Source organism: Limnohabitans sp. T6-20 (assembly GCF_003063505.1).
Taxonomy (GTDB): Bacteria; Pseudomonadota; Gammaproteobacteria; order Burkholderiales; family Burkholderiaceae_C; genus Limnohabitans_A.
Window position 1 is genome coordinate 309,783 of sequence record NZ_NERW01000002.1, and the last position, 21,196, is coordinate 330,978.

The following is a 21,196-nucleotide window of genomic DNA, read 5'->3' on the forward strand; positions in this document are numbered from 1 at the left end:
ACAAAAAGCCGCCACGCAGCATCCACGTGGCGGCTTTGTGGCAACTCACTTCAAACCACTCAGGGCTTCGGCAGGGTAGCCGGGGCGTGTTTTGCAGTCGGCAATGTATTGTTCGATGATGGCCTCGAAGCTGGCATCGGCGCGCAGCCCCAAGGCATATGCGCGTTCAAATGTGCAGCCTTTGGCCCAGTTGTCCACAATGCCCGCGATGCGTTCATCGCGTTCAAATTTCACGCGGGCACGGACTGCAGGGCCTGCAACTTTTTCGAGTGCTGCCAACATCTGGCCCACGGTCACATTCAGGCCCGGCAGGTTCAGGGCCATGCGGCCACCCATGGCTTCTCGGCTGGCCTCGAACACGGTGATCAGGCCGTGGATGGTGGTGCCTGGCGATGACAAAGGGTGCGAGACGCTGGCATCTACCGGGCAAGTGGTGTCGGTGCCTGCCAGAGGCTCGCGGATGATGCCGCTGAAAAACGAAGACGCTGCGCCGTTGGGCTTGCCGGGGCGCACCGCCACCGTCATCAAACGGGCCGAGCGGCCGTCGATGTAACCCTTGCGCGTGTAATCGGCCACCATGTACTCGATCATCAGCTTGTGCGTGCCGTAAGAAGTTTGCGGCGTGGGCAATGTGGTGTCGGCCACCAGCGCTGGCATGGGGTTGGCGGCGTCAGGACCAAACACGGCCACCGAGCTGGCAAACACCAGGCGTGATGCCTTACCCGAGGCGCGGATGCTGTCCAGCAGCAAGCGCGAGCTGTCCACGTTGGAGCGCAGGCCCAAATCAAAGTCGAGTTCGCACTCCCCCGACACGGCCGAGGCCAAATGGAACACGCCGTCAAACCCGGTCTTGAACAAGTCACCTTGCTCCAGCATGGGGCCAGCGTGGCCTTTGACGCGGGGATCGGCCAGCAAGTCGGCAGGGGCGGGGAACAGGTCGGCAATCACCACTTCTGTCACGGTTTGGCCATTGAGCTGGCCTTTTTTCAAAATCTCGCGGGCCAGTCGTGCGCCCAAAAAGCCGGCACCGCCGGTGATCAAAATTCGCATGCTTTTCTCCGTGAATCAGTGATTGTCTTTGGGTACTGCCGCGCCGCGCTGGCCGACCAAAAAGTCCATGTCTGCGCCTTCGTCGGCTTGCAGCACATGGTCGATGTAGAGCTTCCAGTAGCCCGATTGCATGGCCGGGGCAGGTTTTTCCCAAAGGGCCAAGCGCTTGGCCAGCTCTTCATCGCTGATGAGCAGTTGCAGTTTGCGCTCGGGCACGTTCAGCTCGATCATGTCGCCGTTTTGCACCACGGCCAGTGGGCCGCCCGCTGCAGCCTCGGGCGTGGTGTGCAGCACCACGGTGCCATAGGCCGTGCCGCTCATGCGGGCATCCGATATGCGCACCATGTCGGTGATGCCTTTGCGCAGCACCTTGGGCGGCAGCGGCATGTTGCCCACCTCGGCCATGCCGGGGTAGCCTTTGGGGCCGCAGTTCTTGAGCACCAGAATGCAGTTTTCATCGACGTCCAGACTCTCGTCGTCGATGCGTTTGTGGAAGTCGTTGCTGTCCTCAAACACCACGGCGCGCCCGGTGTGCACCATCAGCGCAGGGGTGGCCGCGCTGGGCTTGATGACCGCGCCACGCGGCGCCAGGTTGCCGCGCAAGATGGCGATGCCCGCTTTTTCCTTGAAGGGCTCGTCGAACTTCTTGATGACGCGCGGGTCGTAGTTCACAGCGCTGGCAATGTTCTCGCTCACGGTCTTGCCGCTCACGGTGACGATGTCTTTGTGCAGCAGGTGCTCGATCTCTTTCATGACCACGGGCAGGCCACCGGCGTAGCAGAAGTCTTCCATCAGGTGCTCGCCAGAAGGCTGCAGGTTCAAGAGGCAAGGCAGTTCGCTGCCCAAGCGCTCGAAGTCGTCCACGGTGAGTTTGAGGCCCAGGCGGCCTGCAATCGCGATCAGGTGGATCACCGCGTTGGTCGAGCCGCCAATGGCGGCCAGCGTGCGGATGGCGTTTTCAAAGGCTTCGCGCGTCAGCACTTGGCTGATGGTCTGGTCGGTGTGCACCATCTCGACGATGCGCCGACCAGCCTCGCGGGCCAGCACATTGCGGCGGCCGTCCACTGCAGGGTAGGCGGCGTTGCCCGGCAGGCCAATGCCCAGGGCCTCGACCATGCTGGCCATGGTGCTGGCGGTGCCCATGGTCATGCAGTGGCCGTGGCTGCGGTGCATGCAGCTTTCGGCTTCAAAGAAGTCCTGCAGTTTGAGCGTGCCTGCACGCACCTGCTCGCTCATGCTCCACACGCCGGTGCCCGAGCCGAGTTCCTGGCCGCGCCACTTGCCGTTCAGCATGGGGCCGCCCGACACGCCGATGGTGGGCAGGCCTGCGCTCGATGCGCCCATCAGCAAGCTGGGGGTGGTTTTGTCGCAGCCCATGAGCAGTACCACGCCGTCGATGGGGTTGCCGCGGATGCTTTCTTCGACGTCCATGGACGCCAGATTGCGGTAGAGCATGGCGGTGGGGCGCAGCAGCGTTTCGCCCAGCGACATGACGGGGAATTCGAGTGGAAAGCCGCCGGCCTCGTACACGCCGATCTTGACCTGCTCGGCCAGGGTGCGGAAGTGCGAGTTGCAGGGCGTGAGTTCGCTGAAGGTGTTGCAAATACCAATGACGGGGCGGCCGTCGAACTGGTCGTGCGGCACGCCTTTGCCCTTGACCCAGCTGCGGTAGGCAAAGCCATCGCGGTCCTGGCGGCCAAACCATTGCTGGCTGCGGAGTTCTTCGGGTTTTTTGCGGGGAGAGGAGGACATGTTGTGTGCCTGAGTCGATGGTTTGGTGAATAAATTCAATCGTATGATGAATGGGTTTGGGTTGCCACCATGTAAACCCTGAGACAACGTGAACTTCTTGGCATGAAATGCCTTTCTTCAGGGTTTTCCGCAGGTTTGGAATTATCCATTCATCATATGATTGGCTGAAATCAGTTTCTTACTTATGGTCAAAAACGCACACGGTCACACCCTCGATTTGCTCGGGCAAGCCATCTTGTCGGGCCAGTATGCAGTGGGTGCGAGTTTGCCGCCAGAGCCCTTGCTGTGCGAGCAGTTCGGGGTCAGCCGCACGGTGGTGCGCGAGGCCATCAAATCGCTGGTGGCCAAAGGGTTGATTTCCACTGGCCCCAAAGTGGGCACGCGGGTGCTCCATGATGACCAGTGGAACTGGTTTGACCCCGATGTCATCACCTGGCAGGCCCAAGCCGGTTTGACGCCGGAGTTCTTGCGCGACTTGCAGGAGCTTCGCCGCGTGGTGGAGCCTGCCGCTGTGCGGCTGGCCGCAGAAAAAGCCACAGACGAAGACATCGCCGCTATCGAAGAGGCCTATGCCGGCATGAAGCGTGCGGTGGAGCAGGGCGGTGACTATGTCGTGCACGACCTGCGATTTCACCAGGGCTTGCTGCATGCATCGCACAACCGCATGCTGATCCAGATGGGCAAGGCCTTGAGTGCTTTGCTGCGCACCAGTTTTGAAATTTCCACCCGAGTCCAGGATGGACCCCGCAGTTCGCTGCCGCTGCACCGCGCTGTACTCGATGCAGTGATCAAACACGCACCAGACAAGGCCGAACGGGCCATCATGGTGCTGATCAATGGGGCCCATGAAGACATTGAACGCGTGGTGTCCACGCGCAAAAAAATACCCGGTATGTCGCGCTCTTCCGCGCGCCTGCGCAAAGTGGCTTAGCGTTTTCGTGCTGATTTTTACACCTGTGTTTTATAAAAGGAGACAAACATGTTTAAACGCAGAAATCTGGTGACCCTGTTGGCAGGCACCGTCTTGGTGGCCAGCAGTGCCATGGCGCAGTTCTCGGAGCGCAACATCAAATTCACCAACGGCATCAACGAAGACCACCCGGTCGGTGCGGGCGTGAAAAAGATGCAGGAAATCATCACCGCCAAATCCGGCGGCAAGATGAAGATCACCGCCTTCTGGGGCGGCATGGCGGGCGGTGACCTGCAGGCCACACAGGCCCTGCGTGCAGGCACGCAAGAGATGGTGTGCACCTCCAGCTCGCCGCTGGTGGGCATTGTCAAAGAGCTGGGTGTGTTCGACTTGCCCTTCCTCTTTGCCAACGAAAAAGAAGCGGACATGGTGCTCGACGGCCCGGCTGGCAAGTACTTCAACGCCAAGCTTGAAGCAGCAGGTCTCGTGAACTTGGCTTATTGGGAGAACGGTTTCCGCAACCTGACCAACAGCAAGCGTCCCGTGACCAAACTCGAAGATTTTGACGGCGTCAAGGTCCGTGTGATGCAAAACAACATCTTCCTGGACACCTTCAAGACCTTGGGCACCAATGCTGTGCCCATGGCCTTCCCTGAGGTGTTCTCTGCTTTGGAGAGCCGTGCAATCGACGGTCAAGAAAATCCCTTTGTGACCATTGAAACCTCCAAGTTCAATGAAGTTCAAAAGTACCTGAGCGTGACACGCCACGCCTACACACCCTTCCTGATCCTTTACAGCAAAAAATTGTGGGACCAGCTGAACCCCCAAGAGCAGGCGCTGTTGCGTGAAGCGGCCATTGAGGGTCAGAAAGTCGAACGCGCGGCCAACCGCGCCTTGAACGAAAAGTCACTTGGCTCGCTCAAGACCAAAGGCATGCTGATCAACGAAGTCAGTGCTGCGGAGCAAAACCGCATCCGTGCCAAAGTGGCATCGGTGTATGAAAAGCACAAGGATTCGATTGGTGCTGACGCCATCAAGATCGTGCAAGACGAGTTGAAAAAAGCACGCGGAGGTTGATCCACATCTGCCAGCCCCACGGTCTCAAGCTGTGGGGCTTTTTTATTGTCTGATATTGACGTTGCCATGAAAATTACCCAGCTTGAAACCATTCGCCTGGACGAATTCCCCAACATCATCTGGGTGCGTCTGCACACCGATGAGGGCCTGGTGGGCTTGGGCGAGACTTTCATGGGCGCACAAGCGGTCGAGGCCTATCTGCACGAATGGGCGGCCCCCAAACTGCTGGGCCAAGACCCCCTGGCCATCGAGTCACGCCAGCGTGACATCACGGGCTACTTGGGCTGGCGCGGGTCTGGTGCCGAAACACGCGGCAACTCTGCGGTGGACATTGCGCTGTGGGACATCTTTGGCAAGGCCGCAGGCATGCCGGTCTACACCGCGCTGGGTGGCAAGAGCCGTGACGAGATCCGCGTCTACAACACCTGCGCGGGCTACCAATACATCCGCAGCAACGTGAACCAGACCAGCAGCAATTGGGGCTTGGAACAGGGCGCCGGCCCTTACGAAGACCTGCAGGGATTTTTGCACCGTGCCGACGAGGTGGCCGAGTCACTGCTCAGCGAGGGCATCACCGGCATGAAAATCTGGCCTTTTGACATGGCCGCCGAAAAGTCACACGGCCAGTACATCAGCCCGCAAGACTTGAATACGGCACTGGAGCCCTTTCGCAAGATCCGCAAAGCGGTGGGCGACAAGATGGACATCATGGTCGAGTTTCACAGCCTGTGGCGCTTGCCGATGGCCCAAAAAATATCCCGTGCTTTGCAGGAGTTCGACACCTTCTGGCACGAAGACGCGATCCGCATGGACAGTCTGGACTTGCTCAAACAATACGCGGTAGATTGCAAGGCGTTGATCTGTGCCAGCGAGACGCTGAGCTACAAATCGGGCTTCAAGGACTATTTGCAAACAGGTGTGGCCGGTGTCGCCATGCTTGACCTCAGCTGGTGCGGGGGGCTGACCGAGGCGCGCAAGATCGCCGCCATGGCCGATGCCTGGCAATTGCCTGTGGCCCCGCACGATTGCACCGGACCTGTGGTGTGGGCCGCGTCCACGCATTTGTCTTTGCACGCGCCCAATGCGTTGATTCAGGAAAGCGTGCGCGCTTTCTACACCGGTTGGTACAAGGAACTCGTGACCGAATTGCCCCAAGTGAAAAACGGCATGATCAGCCTGAACGGCAAGCCGGGTTTGGGCCTGCAGCTGTTGCCCGATTTGCACAAGCGGGCCGATGCGGTGGTGCGCGTGAGTCGTTGAACCTGGCCCGCTGCCGCTGCGCTGGGCGCAGCGTTAGGGCCCGCAGATGCTCAGTTGCCCCAACGCGTGTGGAACTTGCCAGGGCGGTCTACACGCTGGTAAGTGTGTGCGCCAAAGTAATCGCGTTGGGCCTGCAGCAAGTTTGCAGGCAAGCGGGCAGAGCGGTAAGCATCGTAATAGCTCAGTGAGCTCATGAACGAGGGGGTGGCCACACCGTGCAATGCACTCATGGCCACGACTTCGCGCAGGTCTTGCTGACATCGAGCCATGACTTGGGCAAAGTGACTGTCCATCAAGAGGTTGTTCAGGTCGGGTGATTGGTCATACGCGTTTCGGATGTCTTCCAGCAAGCGGGCCCGAATGATGCAGCCTGCACGCCAGACCGAAGCCACTGTGCCCATGGGCAGTTGCCATTGGTGTTCTTTGTCCGCGGCCTTCAGCAAGCTGAAACCTTGCGCGTATGCGCAAATCTTGGCGGCCAGCAAGGCGCGTTGAATCTGCTCAAGCACCTTTGGGCGGTCAAATGCTGTCAGCAGGGAAGGGCCTTGCAAGCACTTGGCAGCCTCTACGCGCTCGGGTTGCAGCGCGCTGATGGTGCGCGCAAACACCGCATTGGCAATGGTCGGGGCCGTCACACCCAGGTCGAGTGCGATCTGGCTGGCCCATTTGCCCGTGCCTTTTTGTTCTGCGGTGTCCAGAATTTTGTTGACCAATGCATCGCCCGATTCGGGGTCGGTGTGCGTCAGGATGTCGGCGGTGATGCCCATCAAGTAGCTGCCAAGCTCGCCTTGGTTCCACTCTCGGAAGACATCGGCCATTTCGGTGGGTTGCATGCCCAGCATCTCGTGCATCAGCCAGTAGGCTTCGCAGATGGTTTGCATGTCCGCGTATTCGATTCCGTTGTGCACCATCTTCACGAAGTGCCCTGAGCCGCCGGGCCCCATCCATTCGCAGCAAGGCTGGCCGTCATCGGTTTTGGCCGCGATGGCTTGCAGCATGGGCTGCAAGCGTGGCCAGGCGGCGGCGTGGCCACCGGGCATCAGGGCAGGGCCGCGCAGTGCGCCTTCTTCGCCGCCGCTCACGCCCGCGCCCACATAGTGGATGCCTGAGCCTTCGAGTGCGTCCATGCGTCGCTGGGTGTCGGTGTAGAGGGTGTTGCCGCCGTCTATGACCACATCCCCGGCGCGCAGCAAGGGTTGTAGATCGGCCAGCACCGCATCGACCGCCGCGCCTGCAGGCACCATCAGCCAGATGCAGCGCGGGCTGTGCAAGGTGTCCACCAGCGCGGCCAGCGAGTGCGCGGCTTGGGCACGCAGGCCCTGTGTGCGCTCGCTAAAGCTCTGGCGTTTGCCCGCGTCGAGGTCAAAACCGCAGACCGAAAACCCGTTGCGCTCCAGATTGAGTGCGAGGTTTTCGCCCATCACCCCCAGGCCCACCAGGCCAATGTCCATCTGTTGCATAGGCCTGGTTCAGCCGCGTCCGACAAAGGGCATGTTGGTGGCCATCACCGTGGTGAACAGGATGTTGGCCGACAGCGGCAAGCGCGACATGGTTAGGAAAGTGTCGACCACGGCCGACATGTCCATGCGCGGCTCGGCCTTGATGGTGCCGTCGGCCTGGGGCACGCCCTTGACCATTTTTTCAGTCATGTCCGAGGCCACGTTGCCGATGTCGATTTGCCCCACGGCGATGCTGAAGGCGCGCCCGTCCAGCGAAGCGGCGCGGGTCAGGCCAGAGATGGCGTGCTTGGTAGCGGTGTAGGCAATGGAGCCGTAACGCGGCACATGGGCCGAGATCGAGCCGTTGTTGATGATGCGACCGCCCTGTGGGCTTTGTTCCTGCATCAGTTTGAAGGCATGCGAGAGGCAGTAGAACGCGCCGTTGAGGTTGACATCGACCATGCGGCACCAGTCATCGCCCGTCACATCGCCGGGCAGGGTGGTGGGCAGCGAGATGCCTGCGTTGTTGAACAGCAAGTCGAGACGGCCGAATTGGGCGCGGACTTTCTCGAACAAGGCCTTGACCTGTTCTTCGCTGGACACATCGGCGGGCATGGCCACGCCATTGGCGGCATTCGGTCCAGCTTTGGCAATGGTCTCTTGCAAGGCCTCCGCACGGCGACCGACCAGCACGACATGCCAGCCTTCATGGAGCAAACCGAGGGCGCAAGCTTGGCCAATGCCAGAGCTGGCGCCAGTGACGAGGGCGACTTTTTTCATGTATCAAACTTTCAGGGATGCAACAAACTGACGAGATTTTCACGCATCTGCAAAGGCAATCTGCACTTTGAGCGACTGGCTTTTGTCGGCAGCCAGATCAAAGGCTTCGATGGCGCGGTCCATGGGCAAGATGCCGGTGATCACGGGCTTGCCATTGACCAGACCTTCGTTCAAGAAACGCACTGCGGTGGCAAATTCGGCATGGAAGCGGAAGGTGCCGCGCAGATCGACTTCTTTGGCCACGATCTGCGTCATGGGCAGGCTGATGTCGCCACCCATGCCCACGGTGATGAGCACGCCCCGTGGCACGATGACGTCCAGCCCCGTGCGCAACGCCGCTTCGCTGCCCGAGGCCTCGAACACCACATCGAACTGGCCTTTGTCCACCTTGTACTTGTCCAGCGCCTGGGCTTGAGTCTTGAGGTTGATGGTTTCGTCGGCGCCCATTTCTTTTGCGCACTTCAGGGGCAGGTCGGCGATGTCGGCCGCCACGATGCGGGCAGCGCCTGCGCGTCGTAAAGCACCGATCAAAAGCGAGCCAATCGGGCCACAACCGGTCACCAGCACCTGCTTGCCCAGCACACTGCCTGCGCGCTGGATAGCGTGCAGGCCCACCGACAAAGGCTCGGCAAGGGCCGCTTCAGACAGGCTCAGGTGGTCGGCAATCGGGTGGGCCTGGTAGCCCTCGATGATCAGTTGTTCGCTGAATGCGCCCTGGATGTGCGGAAAGGGCATGGCGCTACCGTAAAAGCGCATGTTCAGGCAATGGTTGTGCTGACCTGCTTGACAAAAGCGACATTGACCGCAAGGGCGCGAGGGCGAGATGGCAATACGCTGGCCTGCGGTAACGCCTTGGACGTCGGCACCCACGGTCCCCACGATGCCGGACACCTCGTGTCCCAAGGCAATCGGCTCCTTGATGCGCACGGTGCCAAAGCCGCCATGTTGGGCGTAATGCAAATCCGAACCGCAAATGCCCCCGTAGGCAACTTGCACCTGTATTTGATGGGCTTGCGGTGCAGGCAGATCGCGCTGCTCGAGTCGCAAATCGCGGGGGCCGTGGCAGATCAAGGAGAGCATGTGAGAAGACTTTCTGAATTTGAAGAGTGAATGCAGATGAATCAATACATCCAGCGTGCAGGCACCATGACCAGGGCAGGGAACATCACCATCAAGAACATGACGATGAACTGCACAGTCATGAAGGGCAAAACGCCGCGCGTCACGTCGTCCATGCGCATGCGGCCCACGCCGGCCACCACGTTGAGCACCGTGCCCACGGGTGGGGTTACCAGGCCAATTGAGTTGTTGATGATGAACAGCACGCCGAAATACACCGGGTCAATGCCCGCTGCCTTGACGATGGGCATCAGCACCGGCGTGAGGATCAAGATGGTGGGGGTCATGTCCATGGCCGTGCCCACCACCATGCACAAGATCATGATCACGAACATCAACAAGGTCGGGTTGTTGATCAGGGGTTGCAGCAATTCGACCAATTGCATGGGCAAGTTGGCCACAGCGATCAGCCAGGCCGAGACCATGGCGGCGGCCACCAAGAACATGACCAAAGCGGTGGTCATGGCGGCACGTTCAAACACCTCGTACAGCTGCTTCCAGCTGAGTTCGCGGTACACCACGCCCGCCACAAACAGGGCGTAGACAGCAGCCACCACAGCGGCTTCGGTGGGGGTGAAGACGCCCATGCGCAAACCCACCAAAATGATCAGGGGCAGCATCAGGGCCCAGCCCGCACTGCGCATCGCACCCATGACTTCCGAGAAGTTTTTGCGGGGCGGCGGCAGCAAGTTCTCCTTGCGGGTCAGGTACCACCAGGTGATCCACAGACCCGCGCCCAGCAGGATGCCGGGGAAGATGCCTGCCAGAAACAGCTTGCTGATCGACACGTTGGCGGCCACGCCAAAGATCACGAAACCGATGGATGGCGGGATGACCGGGCCGATCACGCCGCAAGCAGCGATCAGGCCACCGCTGCGGGCCTTGTCATGACCTGCCTTGACCATCATGGGCAGCATCAGGGCTGTCAAGGCAGCGGCATCGGCTACCGCCGAGCCCGACAGGGCCGACAGCAAACAGGCAGCCACAATGGTCACATAACCCAGACCGCCGCGGATGTGGCCAACCAGCGCCATGGCGAAGTCCACAATGCGGCGTGACAGACCGCCGGTGTTCATCACCTCGCCGGCCAGCATGAAGAAAGGCACTGCCAGCAATGGGAAGCTGTTGGCACCCTCGATCACGTTGAGCGCCAGAATTTGTGCGTCAAAAATGTTCATGTGCCACATCAGGGCCACGCCACAAATGAGCAATGAAAAAGCAATCGGTACGCCGAGTGCCATGGCTGCCAGCAAAGAACCGATGAAGATGAAAATGGTCATGTTGTTCTCCTTTGCTCAGCGTTGGGCTGTGGGAAGGTCGAGGGTGTCTTCTTCCGACTCGCGAACCCCAATCAGTTCAGCGTCCTGGAGTTTTCCGGTCGCCATGCGCCACATTTTGTAAAGCAAAACAGCCCCCCCCGCCACAGCGGCAAAAATGCCACAGCCATAAAACAAGGCCTCGGAAAGTTCCATGACCGGACTTTTTGTGGTGATGTTCATGGCCACAATGAGCCATGTGCCTTTGGCCAGCAATGCGCAGCAAAACAGCATCAGCAAGTTGGCAATGACAAAGCAAATCTTTTGACCCCGAAGCGAAAGCCGAGAAATCAGGGTGTCGGTGCCCAGGTGGGTGCCCTCTTTCATGGCCACTACAGCGCCCAGAAAAGTGATCCAGACGAACAACCAGCGCGAGAGTTCGTCTGATACGGCCACACCCGAATTGAAGCCGTATCGCAGCACCACGTTGCCGAACACGAGTACCACCATAATGGCGAGAAAAATCACCATGATGATTTTGATGAACTTGCAAAGATGGTCTATGAACTGGTCAATCATGAAAGGGCCTTTTGAGTGCAAAGATGATCGAAGGGATGCGTGATCATGGAATAAAAGTAGGGGGGAGGGTGATCATTTCGATCACAAGGTGGCGGTCACACCGCCGTCCACATACAAAACATGGCCGTTCATGAAGCGCGACGCCTCGCTGGCCAAAAAGACGGCTGCGCCGCCGAGTTCTTCGACATCGCCCCAGCGGCGGCTCGGGGTGCGGCCGACCAGCCAGGCGGTGAAGGCCTCGTCCTTGACAAGTTTCTCGGTCAACTCGGTTTTGAAATAACCCGGGCCAAGGCCATTCACATTGAGGCCAAACTGGCCCCAATCGATGGCCATGCCCTTGGTGAGCATCTTCACCGCGCCCTTGCTGGCGGTGTAGGGCGCAATGCCGGGGCGACCCAGCTCGCTTTGTACCGAGCAGATGTTGATGATCTTGCCCTGGCCGCGCGGAATCATTTTTTGGGCAACGGCCTTGCTGACGAAGTACACACTGTCCAGGTTGGTCTTCATCAGGGTGTGCCAGTCGTCATCGACGAACTCGTGCAGCGGGCCACGGATCTGCATGCCTGCGTTGTTGACCAGGATGTCGATGGCAGCCTGACTCTCCAGTCCTTCGATGGCAGCGCGCACCTCGGCGGCGTTGGTCACGTCGAATGCGCAGGTGCTGATGGACAGGTTTTCTGCTTGCAGTGTGGCAGCGGCTTGTTGCAGTTTGTCGGCGTTGCGGCCGTTCAAAATGACGTGTGCACCCGCTTGGCCCAAGGCGCGTGCCAGGGCAAAGCCAATACCGCCGGATGATCCGGTGACCAGGGCCCTGCGGCCATTCAGCTGAAAAGACTCAAGAATGCTCATGCGAGAAAGCCGGTCGCCCGGCTGAAAAGAGTCCCCCTCGGCACGAGGGGGACGGGTGACAACAACTTACTTGGTGGCTTCGATGGCTTTGAGCAGGGCCGTGCCGTTTTTCTCGCCAAAGGTCTTGGCGATTTCAGCCGACACGATCTTCTGGAACGGGGCCATGTCCACGTTCTCGATCACTTGCATGCCCGATTTCTTCAAGTCGGCCACCACCTTGCCCGCGTTCTGTGCGTTCAGATTGCGCTGGTAGGTGGCGGCTTCGCGGGCCGAGTCCACCACGATTTTTTGGTAGTTGGCAGGCAGGCTGTCGAACTTGGCCTTGTTCATGGCCACGATGATGGGCGAGTACACGTGGTTGCTCACCGTCAGGTGCTTTTGCACTTCGTAGAACTTGGACGACCAGGTCACGTTGATGGGGTGTTCCTGGGCGTCAAAGGCCCCGGATTCGAGCGCGGTGTACAGCTCGGCGATCGGCATGGGCGAGGGGTTCATGCCCAGCAGCTTGAAAGCCTGAATGTGGTACGGGTTGGGCGTGGAACGGATTTTCAGGCCCTTCAGGTCTTCGGGCTTGTTGACGGGGCGCTTGTTGTTGGTGAAGGCGCGCCAGCCGTTTTCCCAGTAGGCCAGGCCCTTCATGTTGTGCGGGGCCAGTTCGTTCAAAACACCGGTGCCGATGTCACCGTCCAGCACGTTGTAAGCGTGCTGCGCGTTGCGGAACACAAACGGCAGCTCCATGGCGGCGGTGTTGGCCACCAGGCCGTTGTAGTTGGATGCGCCACTCGAGACGATATCGATGGTGCCGCCGCGCACGCCGTTGATCATGGCGCCATCGTTGCCCAGCTGGTTGGACGGGAAGACGGTGATTTCGACATCGCCGTTGGTGCGTTGCTTGACCAGCTCGGCCAGCTTCATGGCGGCTGCGTGTTGACCGTCGGTGGCATTGACCGCGTGGCCCATTTTGAGGTTGAACTTGGCGGCGTAAGCGCTGGAGCCGACGGCAGCCACGAGGCAGGCGAGAAGGATGCGTGAAATTTTCATGGTTTTGTCTCCTGGTTGAAAAGGTCTGTCGAAAAACTCAATCGGTGGGCAACGCATATTCGTCTGCGCTGAAGACGGTGTGAAACACAGTGCCATCGAACATGGCAATCAAATCCTTGGACACCTCGCGGCTTTCCATGCGCACGGCCGATGCCAAAGCGATCTCAATCGATTCGCGGCTGGGGTAACGCACCGACAACACCATGCCAAAGTGCGGGTCTGCCACGTCGCTTTCGACTTGGCGCAGCACGCGCACTTCTTGTGCGCCGGGAAAGCGGGTCCACAGCGGCACCAGTTTTTCGCGGATGTAACGGTTGAAAGCGTCTTCCATGCCGGGTTTGACATTCCCTTGGAAGAAGGCACAGCGGATGAACATGAAAAATCCTTTTTGAAAATCAGAGGGCAGGGTGAAGACGAGAAGTCGCGCTGGCCTGCAAAGCGACCAGCGCCTGGGCGACCATGTCCTGCACTGGTTCGGTGATGGGCAGGCGGATCACATCGGTCTCGTCGGCCTGGGGTTTTTCGAGGGTGCGGAACTGGCTGTCCAGCAAACCCGCTTGCATGTAGTGGCCTACGCGCTGGCGCATGCGTTGGTCAATCAGCTCAAAGTCGCCGTCAAGGAAAACAAAACACACCTCGCCCGCTTGTGTGCGGATGCGGTCGCGGTAGACCCGCTTGAGCGCTGAGCAGGCCACCACGCGACCGTTGCTTTCGGCTTGCGCCAGGTAGTGGCCAATGCGGTCCAGCCAAGGCCAGCGGTCGGCGTCTTCCAGGGCAATGCCCGAGCGCATCTTGGCCACGCTCTCAGGCAGGTGCAGGTCGTCGCCGTCCACCATCTGCAGGCCCAGGCGCTGGCCCAGGGCGGTGGCCATGGTGGACTTGCCGCAGCCGGACACGCCCATGACGATGAGGCGCAAGGGTGGGGTGCTCATGTCAATTCGAGGCATCGGGGCCGTGGTTCATTTCAGCAAAGCCGCGCATTCGGGCACGGGCGTGCGCAAGGCTTGGCCCGATGTGCCAGCCTGCATGTTGGCAAAAGCCAGATCGGCCATGGCCTGGCGTGTCTCGGTGGTGGCGCTGGCCATGTGCGGCGTCAGCACCACGTTGCTCAGGGTCCAAAGCGCTTCGGGCACGTTGGGTTCGTTGGCAAACACATCCAGGCCTGCGCCTGCGATGGTGCCTTTTTGCAAGGCCTCGATCAGGACTTGCTCATCGACCACGCTGCCTCGCGCCACGTTGATCAAGAAGCCCCGCGAACCCAGCGCCTTGAGCACTTCGGCATTGATCAGGTGCTTGGTGCCTGCACCACCGGGTGTGATGACGACCAAAAAATCCACGTTCGCCGCCAGTTCGGCTGCCGAGGGAAAGAACTTGAAGCCCGAGTCGGTTTTTTCGCTGCGTGCGGTGTAGGCGATGGACATGCCAAAACCGCTGGCGCGCCGTGCAATGGCTTTGCCAATGCGGCCCAGACCCACGATGCCCAGCCGTGCGCCCGATACTTTGCGGCCCAAAGCCATGGGGCCGTTGGGCCATTGGCCTGCACGCACAAATTGGTCCGCTTGCGGGATGGTGCGTCCCACCGACAGCACCAGTCCCATGGCCAAGTCGGCCACGTCGTCGGTCAGCACGTCAGGCGTGTGTGTCACGGGAATGCCGTGCTCGATGGCGGCCGCGACATCCACACCGTCATAGCCCACGCCAAACACCGACACCACTTTGGCGTTGGTCACTTGGGCCAGCAGGCTGCGGGGCACGCTGGCTTCGCCTGTGCCTGCCACGCCCACAATGCGCGGTGCCAGAGCGGCAAATGCCGAAGGGTCGGTGATGTGGGTACGGTCGTGCACGGTGTAAACCGATTCCAGTGCTTTCAGATAGAAAGGGTGGAGTTTGGCAACGGCCAAGACATCGGGTTTGGACAAATCAAAACTCCTGGAATGACGATCTTGGACAGCGCTGTCCAAGAGGGGTAAAAAAAACAGAGCCTCAGATGGGGTCGTTTCGTATGGGTATTTATAAAATACCCGGCTGCGATCAGCTGATTGACCCCACACTTTGGGATAGCGCTATCCTATCGGAGCCCATCGGCCATTTTTCTACGGATTAACCCTTGCCCACTCAGCCTTTGCCCAACAAAAGTCACCGTGCCACAGGCCGCGTCACGCTCAGTGACGTGGCACGCGCCGCAGGCGTCAGCCCCAGCACCGTGTCGCGGGCTTTGCGAGGCGAGCGGGCGGTGGACCCGGCCTTGATCGAGCGCGTCACAGCCGTGTCGAGCATGCTGGGTTACGTGCCCGATCCCGCTGCCCGTGCGCTAGCTTCGCAGCGCAGCGACCACGTGGCGATTTTGATTCCCTTGCTTTCCAACGCCTTGTTTGTGGACTTGCTGGATGCTGCGCAGACCACCTTGCGCGCTGCGGGTTACCAAACCCTGATGGGCGTGACCCATTACGACGCCAGTGAAGAAGAGCAGTTGCTGCGCGAGCAATTGCTGCACCGCCCGGCCGGTTTGCTGGTCACGGGCCTGGACCACAACGCGGCGACCCGCAAGCTGATGGCGAGCAGCCAGGTGCCTTGTGTTCACCTGATGGATTTGCCTGCGAGCGGTCAAAACGACGAGGCCTATTGCGTGGGCTTTCGCCAGACCGACGCGGGTGCCGCCATGACCCGTCACTTGTTGTCCAAGGGCTACCGGCGCATTGCGTTTGCCGCTGCACAACTCGACCCGCGGGTGATGCAGCGCCTGTATGGCTGGCGCAGCGCCTTGCAAGAAGTCGGGCTGTACGAGCCGACGCTCGAATGGCTGAACCCGGCCCCTTCGTCATTGGCTTTGGGGGGTGTTTTGTTTGAGCAAATCATGAAACAAAGCCCTGCAGTCGACGCCATCTTTTTCTGCAACGACGACTTGGCACAGGGGGCCTTGATGGCGGCTTTGCGTCTGGGCATCTCGGTGCCAGACCAAGTGGCGATTGCCGGCTTCAACGATTTGACCGGCAGCGACCAGATGTTGCCCACGCTCACTTCTGTGCGCACACCTCGCGCTTTGATCGGGCAGGCTGCCGCCAACATGCTGCTCAGCCTGATGCGAGGCGATGAGCCCGAAGCGCGGCAATTGGATCTGGGTTTTGAGATCGTTCAGCGACAAAGCAGCTGACTTTGTGGGAGCGGGCCATCGCTCGCGAAAGCTTGTTCAGAGATTCGGCCGCAGGGGCGACCTCCTACAAAAAAAGAATCGCGGTTTTGTTGGCAGCTGACTTTGTGGGGGGGCGAGCCCCCACTCTCGAAGGTGTTGTTCAGCGTGGGCCGTGCAGCACGTTGATCAGTGCTTCGCCCCGGCTCAGGTGGCCGATGTTCTCGGCCAATGTTTCTTGACGGCGTCGCACGGTGCCGGCTGTCCAGCCTGACATGTGGGGCGTCATCAGCACGTTGTCCAGCGCTGCAAAGTTGTATTGCGAGGGCGCGCATTCGGCCTGTGTGGGTGTGGGGTACTGGTACCAGGTGTCGATCACGGCACCGCCAATTTGACGCGCCACCAGCGCATCGTAGAGCGCCTTTTCATCGATCACCGCACCGCGTCCCACGTTCATCAGCACCGCATCGGGCCGCATCGCAGCGATCGCGTGTGCATCCACCAGGCCTTGCGTGTTGTCGGTCAGCGGCAAGCTCACCACCACGGCATCGGCCGAGCCCATGAAGTCGTGCAGGGCATCGAGCGTCCAGCTTTGGTCCACGGCGGAGTGATCGATGGGGCTGCGGTTGGCCACATGCACCCGCATGCCCATGGCTTTGGCACGCAGTGCCACGGTCTGGGCAATGTGCCCAAAGCCCAACAGGCCAATCGTTTGCGAGCCCAGTTCGGTGCGCAAGGCGGTGGGGCGGCCAGCCCAGTAAGTCCAGCGTTGTTGGCGCAGGTCCTGGTCGGCGCGGGCCAACGGCACATGGCGCATGAGCAGTGCGGCGATCACGTATTCGGCAATGGCGTTTTCGTGGCCAAAGCAATTGGCCAGTGTGCATTGCGCGGGCAACAAGGCGGTGTTGACGGCGTCGGTGCCTGCAGCCGGCGCATGAAACAGCCGGGCTTTGCTCGGGGCAGGCATGCTGTCGTTCAGCTTGATGCCGATCACGACATCGGCCGTTTCGTAATGCGAGCGCTCGCCGGGCTGGTCAAGTGCATCGCTCAAGTCGAGGATCTGGTGTTCCGGCGCAACGAGGTCTTCAAAACCCTGGCGGAAATTGGCGGCGTTTTGGCCATGGAAAACGATTTTCAAGGGTATGAGGTTCCTGTTGTCTCTGTTTTTTGCTTCGCATCAGCGTGGTCAATTGGGCTGCACTATGCCAGAAGGCGGCCATCGGCTTGTTGGCTGGGCGACAATCGGGCCTTCATTTTGATGGACGAACGCCCCACCATGACCCAGCTGAAAAAAGTCATTCTGTTCACCGACACCGATGGCCGTGCGCGTTTCCGGGACGAGTTTGTGCCCTTGACCGAAGGCACGCCCCAAAGCCAGCTGTCGGCTCTGATGGCGGCCACGGGGTGCCAGTTGCGCCAAAGCCCTGTGGGTTTTCGCAGCACGTTCCATTGCACGGGTCACCCGCAGTGGTTGTTTGTGCTGGGTGGGCAAATGGAGATCTTTTTGCAAGACGGCAGCTCGCGCATTTTTGGCCCAGGCGAGTTTTTCTATTCGGCCGACACCCTGCCCGAAGGGGCCACGTTCGATGCCACGGTGCACGGTCACTGGAGCCGTCAGGTCGGCCCCGACCCGCTGGTGACCTTGTTCGTGCGCGATTGAGGTTCACGCAGACAAAAAAAGAGCCCGCATTTGCGGGCTCTTTCAATTCTTGGGCGAGTGTGGGTCAGCGACCGAAGCCACGGCCACCGCCGCCACCGCCAAAGCCGCGGTTGCCGCCGCCGCCATTGCCACCCCCGTTACCGCCGCCGTAACCACCACCGCCGCCGCCGCCACGGCGGCGGTTGCCGCTGGCCAGGCTGTCGATGCTTGTACGTGTTGGATCAGGTTGGCCGCTGGTGCGAACCGGGTTGCGGTTAGGCAAATCCAGGCGCGCAAACTGCGTGGTCTTCAAGGGGTCGATGTGGCGTGGCAACTCGTCGCCATCCTGGCGACGGCGGTCTTGACCGCCCTGGCCGCCTTGACCACCTCGCGCAGGACCGCGGCCCTCAGGACGTGGACCACGCGGTGCGGGACGGCCTTGGCCATCGCCACGGTTGTCAAAACGCGGGTCGCCACGTTGCTCTTGGCCGCGACCACCTTCGCGACCGCCTTCACGGCGGCCATCGCCCTGACCTTCAAAGCGCGGCGCGCCTTGTGGGCCATTGCGGCGTGATGGAGGAGGACCGTTGCGCGATGGACGGGCAGGGCCCTGACCTTCGCCACGGGCTTGACGGGGACCGCCACCACCGCCAACCGCGACCTTATTGTCACGGATGCGTTGCATCATGTCCTGGCGAGCAGCCTTGGCCGCAGCAGCCATCACATCGCGGCTTGGGGGCTTGCCTGCACCACCCCACAGGGTCTGGCGACCCATGGCGATGGGCTCGGCCACTTCGCCCGCGTCGGGGCCAAAGCCTTCGAGCAACTGCACTGGAATCTCTTGCTTGGTGAAGCGCTCGATGTCCATCATGAAGCCTTCTTCGTCCAGACACACCAAGCTCACGGCCTCGCCGCTGGCACCGGCGCGGCCGGTGCGGCCAATGCGGTGCACGTAGTCTTCGGACACGTTCGGGATTTCAAAGTTCACGACGTGTGGCAAGTCTTCGATGTCAATGCCGCGCGCGGCAATGTCGGTGGCCACCAAGGCGCGGATGTCGCCGCTCTTGAAACCGGCCAGCGCTTGTGTTCGGGCGGTTTGGCTCTTGTTGCCGTGCAGGGCCATGGCCTTCACGCCGTTTTTGGTCAGGAAGTCGGCCACATTGTTGGCACCGAACTTGGTGCGGGTGAACACCAGCACTTGGCTCCAGTCGTGCTTCTGGATGATGTGCAGCAGCACGTCTTTTTTCTTGTTGCGGCCCACGGGGTGGATCACTTGCGTGATGCGCTGCACCGTGGTGTTGCTGGGTGTGACCTGGATGCTCTGAGGATTTTTGAGCAGGTTGCCGGCCAGTTCGCGGATCTCGTCACTGAAGGTGGCCGAGAACAGCAAGCTCTGCTTTTCTTTGGGCACCAAGGCCAGCACTTTTTTCACGTCGTGGATGAAGCCCATGTCGAGCATGCGGTCGGCTTCATCGAGCACCAAAATCTCGATGCTGGACAAGTCCAGGAAACCCTGGCCTTGCAGGTCGAGCAAACGGCCGGGTGTGGCCACCAGAATGTCCACGCCTTTTTTGATCTTGCTGATTTGCGGGTTCATGCCCACGCCACCAAAGATCACGGTGGAGTCGAGCTTGAGGTATTTGCCGTAGTCGCGCACCGACTCTTCGACCTGAGCAGCCAATTCGCGGGTGGGGGTCAGCACCAAAGCGCGGATGGCTTTGCCGCCAAAACGGTTTTGACCCGCTTCGCTCAGGCTCAGCTTGTGCAGCAAAGGCAAGGTGAAGGCGGCGGTTTTGCCGGTGCCGGTTTGGGCGCCTGCCAGCAAGTCTTGCCCAGCCAGAACGGCGGGGATGGCTTGCGCCTGAATGGGCGTGGGGTTCTCGTAGCCGAGTTCACGCACGGCTTGCATGATGGCCGGAGCCAGGTTCAATTCTTCAAAGTTCATTTTTACAGAGCGCCATGTCCGGCGCGGGTATCGGCTCATTCAACTGCTGTTGGCAGTTACCAGTGTTGGCCGATAGGTCTTAAGGTGGGCATGGAAACCGCAGGCGCTTGTTTTGAGCGTTGCCTGGGTCAGGCCCCAGCAGAAGTGCTGATGTTGCGACAACTGGAGGTCACAACGAAGTGCATTGTCGCACAAAGCAGGAAAAGCCCCCGGATGTCCCCCACAGGTCAGGGCATGGGTTCAAACCCCAATGCCATTCAACACACGCCACACCTAGACTGCACGGCATCCACAAACCGCTCACGCGCATGACCATGAAGCCTTTTTCTGACCGCCGTTCCTTTTTGCAAACAGCCGCTTTGGCCGCCACCGGCGTGGCCACCAGTGGCCCGCTGGTCAGTGCCTGGGCGCAAACCAAGTGGCCCGCCAAACCGATCCGGATCATTGTGGCTTTTCCACCTGGTGGCCTGACCGATGCATTGGCCCGCAGCTATGGCGACCACTTGGCCGCCAAGCTGGGCGTGCCCGTGGTCATCGACAACAAGCCAGGTGCAGGCGCCATCATCGGCATTGACGCGGCGGCCAAATCGCCCGCCGATGGCTACACCCTGGTCATGAGCACCTCGGGCACCTTCTGGCAAAACCGCATCTTGTATTCCAAGCTGCCCTACAACCTCGACAAAGACCTGACCCCTGTCACAGTGTTCCCTTCAGGGCCGCTGGTTGTAGGCATCAACGACAAAATTCCCGCTAACAACATGGCCGAATTTGTGGCTTGGGCCAAGAAAAACCCGGTGTCCATGGGCACTTACGCACCGGGTTCGTACCCGCACATGGTGGCCGACCAGACCAACCGTGTGCACGGCACCAAGATTCAGTCAGTGCATTACCGGGGCGAAGCCCCCATGTGGCTCGACGTGGCTTCTGGCCAATCGCAAATTGCTGTGGGCAGCTACCTGGCCTTCAATGCCGTGGCCAGCCGTGGCGTGCGCCCGATTGGGGTGACCGGCAGCTACCGCTCCCCCAAACTGCCCAACGTGCCTACCCTCATGGAGCAAGGTGATACCGCCAAGTTGGTGACCTTGGAAGGTGGCTTGCCCCTGGTGGCCCCGGCTGGCACACCCGAAGCCGTGCTGAAACTCCTGGCCGATGAAGCCGTGGCCTGGTCCAACACCGACAAAGCGGCCAAATTGCGCGAGACCTTCGCCATCCCCAACAAACCCAAAAACCTGGCCGGTACCCGCAAAGACTGGGAAGGCGAAGTGCCCGTGTGGATCAAGTTGGCGGTGGACTTGGGCATCAAGCTCGACTGAAACCTGCGCTTTGGCATCTGCCTCATTCTTGTTTGATCCTGGGTCTGCGGACCCTGAAGT

20 protein-coding genes are annotated in these 21,196 nt (G+C 60.4%); 6 read left to right on the top strand and 14 right to left on the bottom strand.

The features are described from left to right. Positions 1-45: 45 nt before the first annotated feature. Positions 46-1,050: a D-erythronate dehydrogenase gene (gene denD / locus B9Z33_RS07750; RefSeq protein ID WP_108286450.1), complete on the bottom strand. Its 1,005-nt coding sequence runs from the start codon at positions 1,048-1,050 to the stop codon at positions 46-48. 15 nt (positions 1,051-1,065) lie between these two features. Further along, positions 1,066-2,802 carry an IlvD/Edd family dehydratase gene (locus B9Z33_RS07755; RefSeq protein WP_108286451.1) on the bottom strand — a complete coding sequence of 579 codons (1,737 nt, stop codon included), beginning with the start codon at positions 2,800-2,802 and terminating at the stop codon, positions 1,066-1,068. Positions 2,803-2,986: 184 nt separating this feature from the next. Here B9Z33_RS07755 and B9Z33_RS07760 point away from each other — a divergent pair, with 184 nt between their 5' ends. The 3 genes from B9Z33_RS07760 (at position 2,987) to B9Z33_RS07770 (ending at position 6,049) form a co-directional block, all read left to right on the top strand. Beyond that, positions 2,987-3,733, top strand: coding sequence for a FadR/GntR family transcriptional regulator (locus B9Z33_RS07760; protein WP_108286452.1), 747 nt, complete (start codon positions 2,987-2,989; stop codon positions 3,731-3,733). A 48-nt stretch (positions 3,734-3,781) separates the two neighbouring features. Next, positions 3,782-4,789: a TRAP transporter substrate-binding protein gene (locus B9Z33_RS07765; RefSeq protein WP_108286453.1), complete on the top strand. Its 1,008-nt coding sequence runs from the start codon at positions 3,782-3,784 to the stop codon at positions 4,787-4,789. 66 nt (positions 4,790-4,855) lie between these two features. After that, positions 4,856-6,049 (top strand): mandelate racemase/muconate lactonizing enzyme family protein, encoded by a 1,194-nt coding sequence (locus tag B9Z33_RS07770; RefSeq protein WP_108286454.1) that lies wholly within the window; start codon positions 4,856-4,858, stop codon positions 6,047-6,049. 50 nt (positions 6,050-6,099) lie between these two features. Here the strand turns inward: B9Z33_RS07770 and gndA are convergent, their stop codons facing one another. From gndA to B9Z33_RS07820, 10 genes are all read right to left on the bottom strand, one after another. Further along, the gene (gene gndA, locus B9Z33_RS07775; RefSeq protein ID WP_108286455.1) at positions 6,100-7,509 is read right to left on the bottom strand and encodes an NADP-dependent phosphogluconate dehydrogenase; all 1,410 of its coding nucleotides are present in this window, start codon (positions 7,507-7,509) and stop codon (positions 6,100-6,102) included. Positions 7,510-7,518: 9 nt separating this feature from the next. Then, positions 7,519-8,268, bottom strand: a complete 750-nt coding sequence (locus B9Z33_RS07780; protein ID WP_108286456.1) for an SDR family oxidoreductase — start codon at positions 8,266-8,268, stop codon at positions 7,519-7,521. A 39-nt stretch (positions 8,269-8,307) separates the two neighbouring features. Next, positions 8,308-9,348 carry an L-idonate 5-dehydrogenase gene (locus B9Z33_RS07785; protein ID WP_108286457.1) on the bottom strand — a complete coding sequence of 347 codons (1,041 nt, stop codon included), beginning with the start codon at positions 9,346-9,348 and terminating at the stop codon, positions 8,308-8,310. A 41-nt stretch (positions 9,349-9,389) separates the two neighbouring features. Then, positions 9,390-10,667 carry a TRAP transporter large permease subunit gene (locus B9Z33_RS07790; RefSeq protein WP_108286458.1) on the bottom strand — a complete coding sequence of 426 codons (1,278 nt, stop codon included), beginning with the start codon at positions 10,665-10,667 and terminating at the stop codon, positions 9,390-9,392. A 15-nt stretch (positions 10,668-10,682) separates the two neighbouring features. Continuing rightward, the gene (locus B9Z33_RS07795; RefSeq protein WP_108286459.1) at positions 10,683-11,222 is read right to left on the bottom strand and encodes a TRAP transporter small permease; all 540 of its coding nucleotides are present in this window, start codon (positions 11,220-11,222) and stop codon (positions 10,683-10,685) included. Positions 11,223-11,303: 81 nt separating this feature from the next. Further along, the gene (locus tag B9Z33_RS07800; RefSeq protein WP_108286460.1) at positions 11,304-12,071 is read right to left on the bottom strand and encodes an SDR family oxidoreductase; all 768 of its coding nucleotides are present in this window, start codon (positions 12,069-12,071) and stop codon (positions 11,304-11,306) included. Positions 12,072-12,137: 66 nt separating this feature from the next. After that, positions 12,138-13,112 carry a TRAP transporter substrate-binding protein gene (locus tag B9Z33_RS07805; RefSeq protein ID WP_108286461.1) on the bottom strand — a complete coding sequence of 325 codons (975 nt, stop codon included), beginning with the start codon at positions 13,110-13,112 and terminating at the stop codon, positions 12,138-12,140. A gap of 37 nt (positions 13,113-13,149) precedes the next feature. After that, positions 13,150-13,488 carry a hypothetical protein gene (locus B9Z33_RS07810; RefSeq protein ID WP_108286462.1) on the bottom strand — a complete coding sequence of 113 codons (339 nt, stop codon included), beginning with the start codon at positions 13,486-13,488 and terminating at the stop codon, positions 13,150-13,152. 19 nt (positions 13,489-13,507) lie between these two features. Continuing rightward, positions 13,508-14,044 (bottom strand): gluconokinase, encoded by a 537-nt coding sequence (locus tag B9Z33_RS07815; protein WP_108286463.1) that lies wholly within the window; start codon positions 14,042-14,044, stop codon positions 13,508-13,510. Positions 14,045-14,071: 27 nt separating this feature from the next. Further along, positions 14,072-15,031: a 2-hydroxyacid dehydrogenase gene (locus B9Z33_RS07820; protein ID WP_108286464.1), complete on the bottom strand. Its 960-nt coding sequence runs from the start codon at positions 15,029-15,031 to the stop codon at positions 14,072-14,074. A 188-nt stretch (positions 15,032-15,219) separates the two neighbouring features. Between B9Z33_RS07820 and B9Z33_RS07825 the strand changes: the two genes are divergently transcribed. Further along, positions 15,220-16,263: a LacI family DNA-binding transcriptional regulator gene (locus B9Z33_RS07825; RefSeq protein WP_108286465.1), complete on the top strand. Its 1,044-nt coding sequence runs from the start codon at positions 15,220-15,222 to the stop codon at positions 16,261-16,263. Positions 16,264-16,402: 139 nt separating this feature from the next. Here B9Z33_RS07825 and B9Z33_RS07830 read toward each other — a convergent pair whose 3' ends face one another. Continuing rightward, positions 16,403-17,377 (bottom strand): 2-hydroxyacid dehydrogenase, encoded by a 975-nt coding sequence (locus B9Z33_RS07830; RefSeq protein WP_108286466.1) that lies wholly within the window; start codon positions 17,375-17,377, stop codon positions 16,403-16,405. Between the two features lie 138 nt (positions 17,378-17,515). Between B9Z33_RS07830 and B9Z33_RS07835 the strand changes: the two genes are divergently transcribed. Further along, a complete protein-coding gene (locus tag B9Z33_RS07835; protein ID WP_108287049.1) occupies positions 17,516-17,899 on the top strand; it encodes a hypothetical protein in 384 nt (127 codons plus the stop codon). A 64-nt stretch (positions 17,900-17,963) separates the two neighbouring features. Here B9Z33_RS07835 and B9Z33_RS07840 read toward each other — a convergent pair whose 3' ends face one another. After that, positions 17,964-19,823: a DEAD/DEAH box helicase gene (locus tag B9Z33_RS07840; protein WP_108286467.1), complete on the bottom strand. Its 1,860-nt coding sequence runs from the start codon at positions 19,821-19,823 to the stop codon at positions 17,964-17,966. A 314-nt stretch (positions 19,824-20,137) separates the two neighbouring features. Here B9Z33_RS07840 and B9Z33_RS07845 point away from each other — a divergent pair, with 314 nt between their 5' ends. Continuing rightward, positions 20,138-21,136, top strand: a complete 999-nt coding sequence (locus B9Z33_RS07845) for a tripartite tricarboxylate transporter substrate binding protein (protein WP_233252768.1) — start codon at positions 20,138-20,140, stop codon at positions 21,134-21,136. Positions 21,137-21,196: the final 60 nt, after the last annotated feature.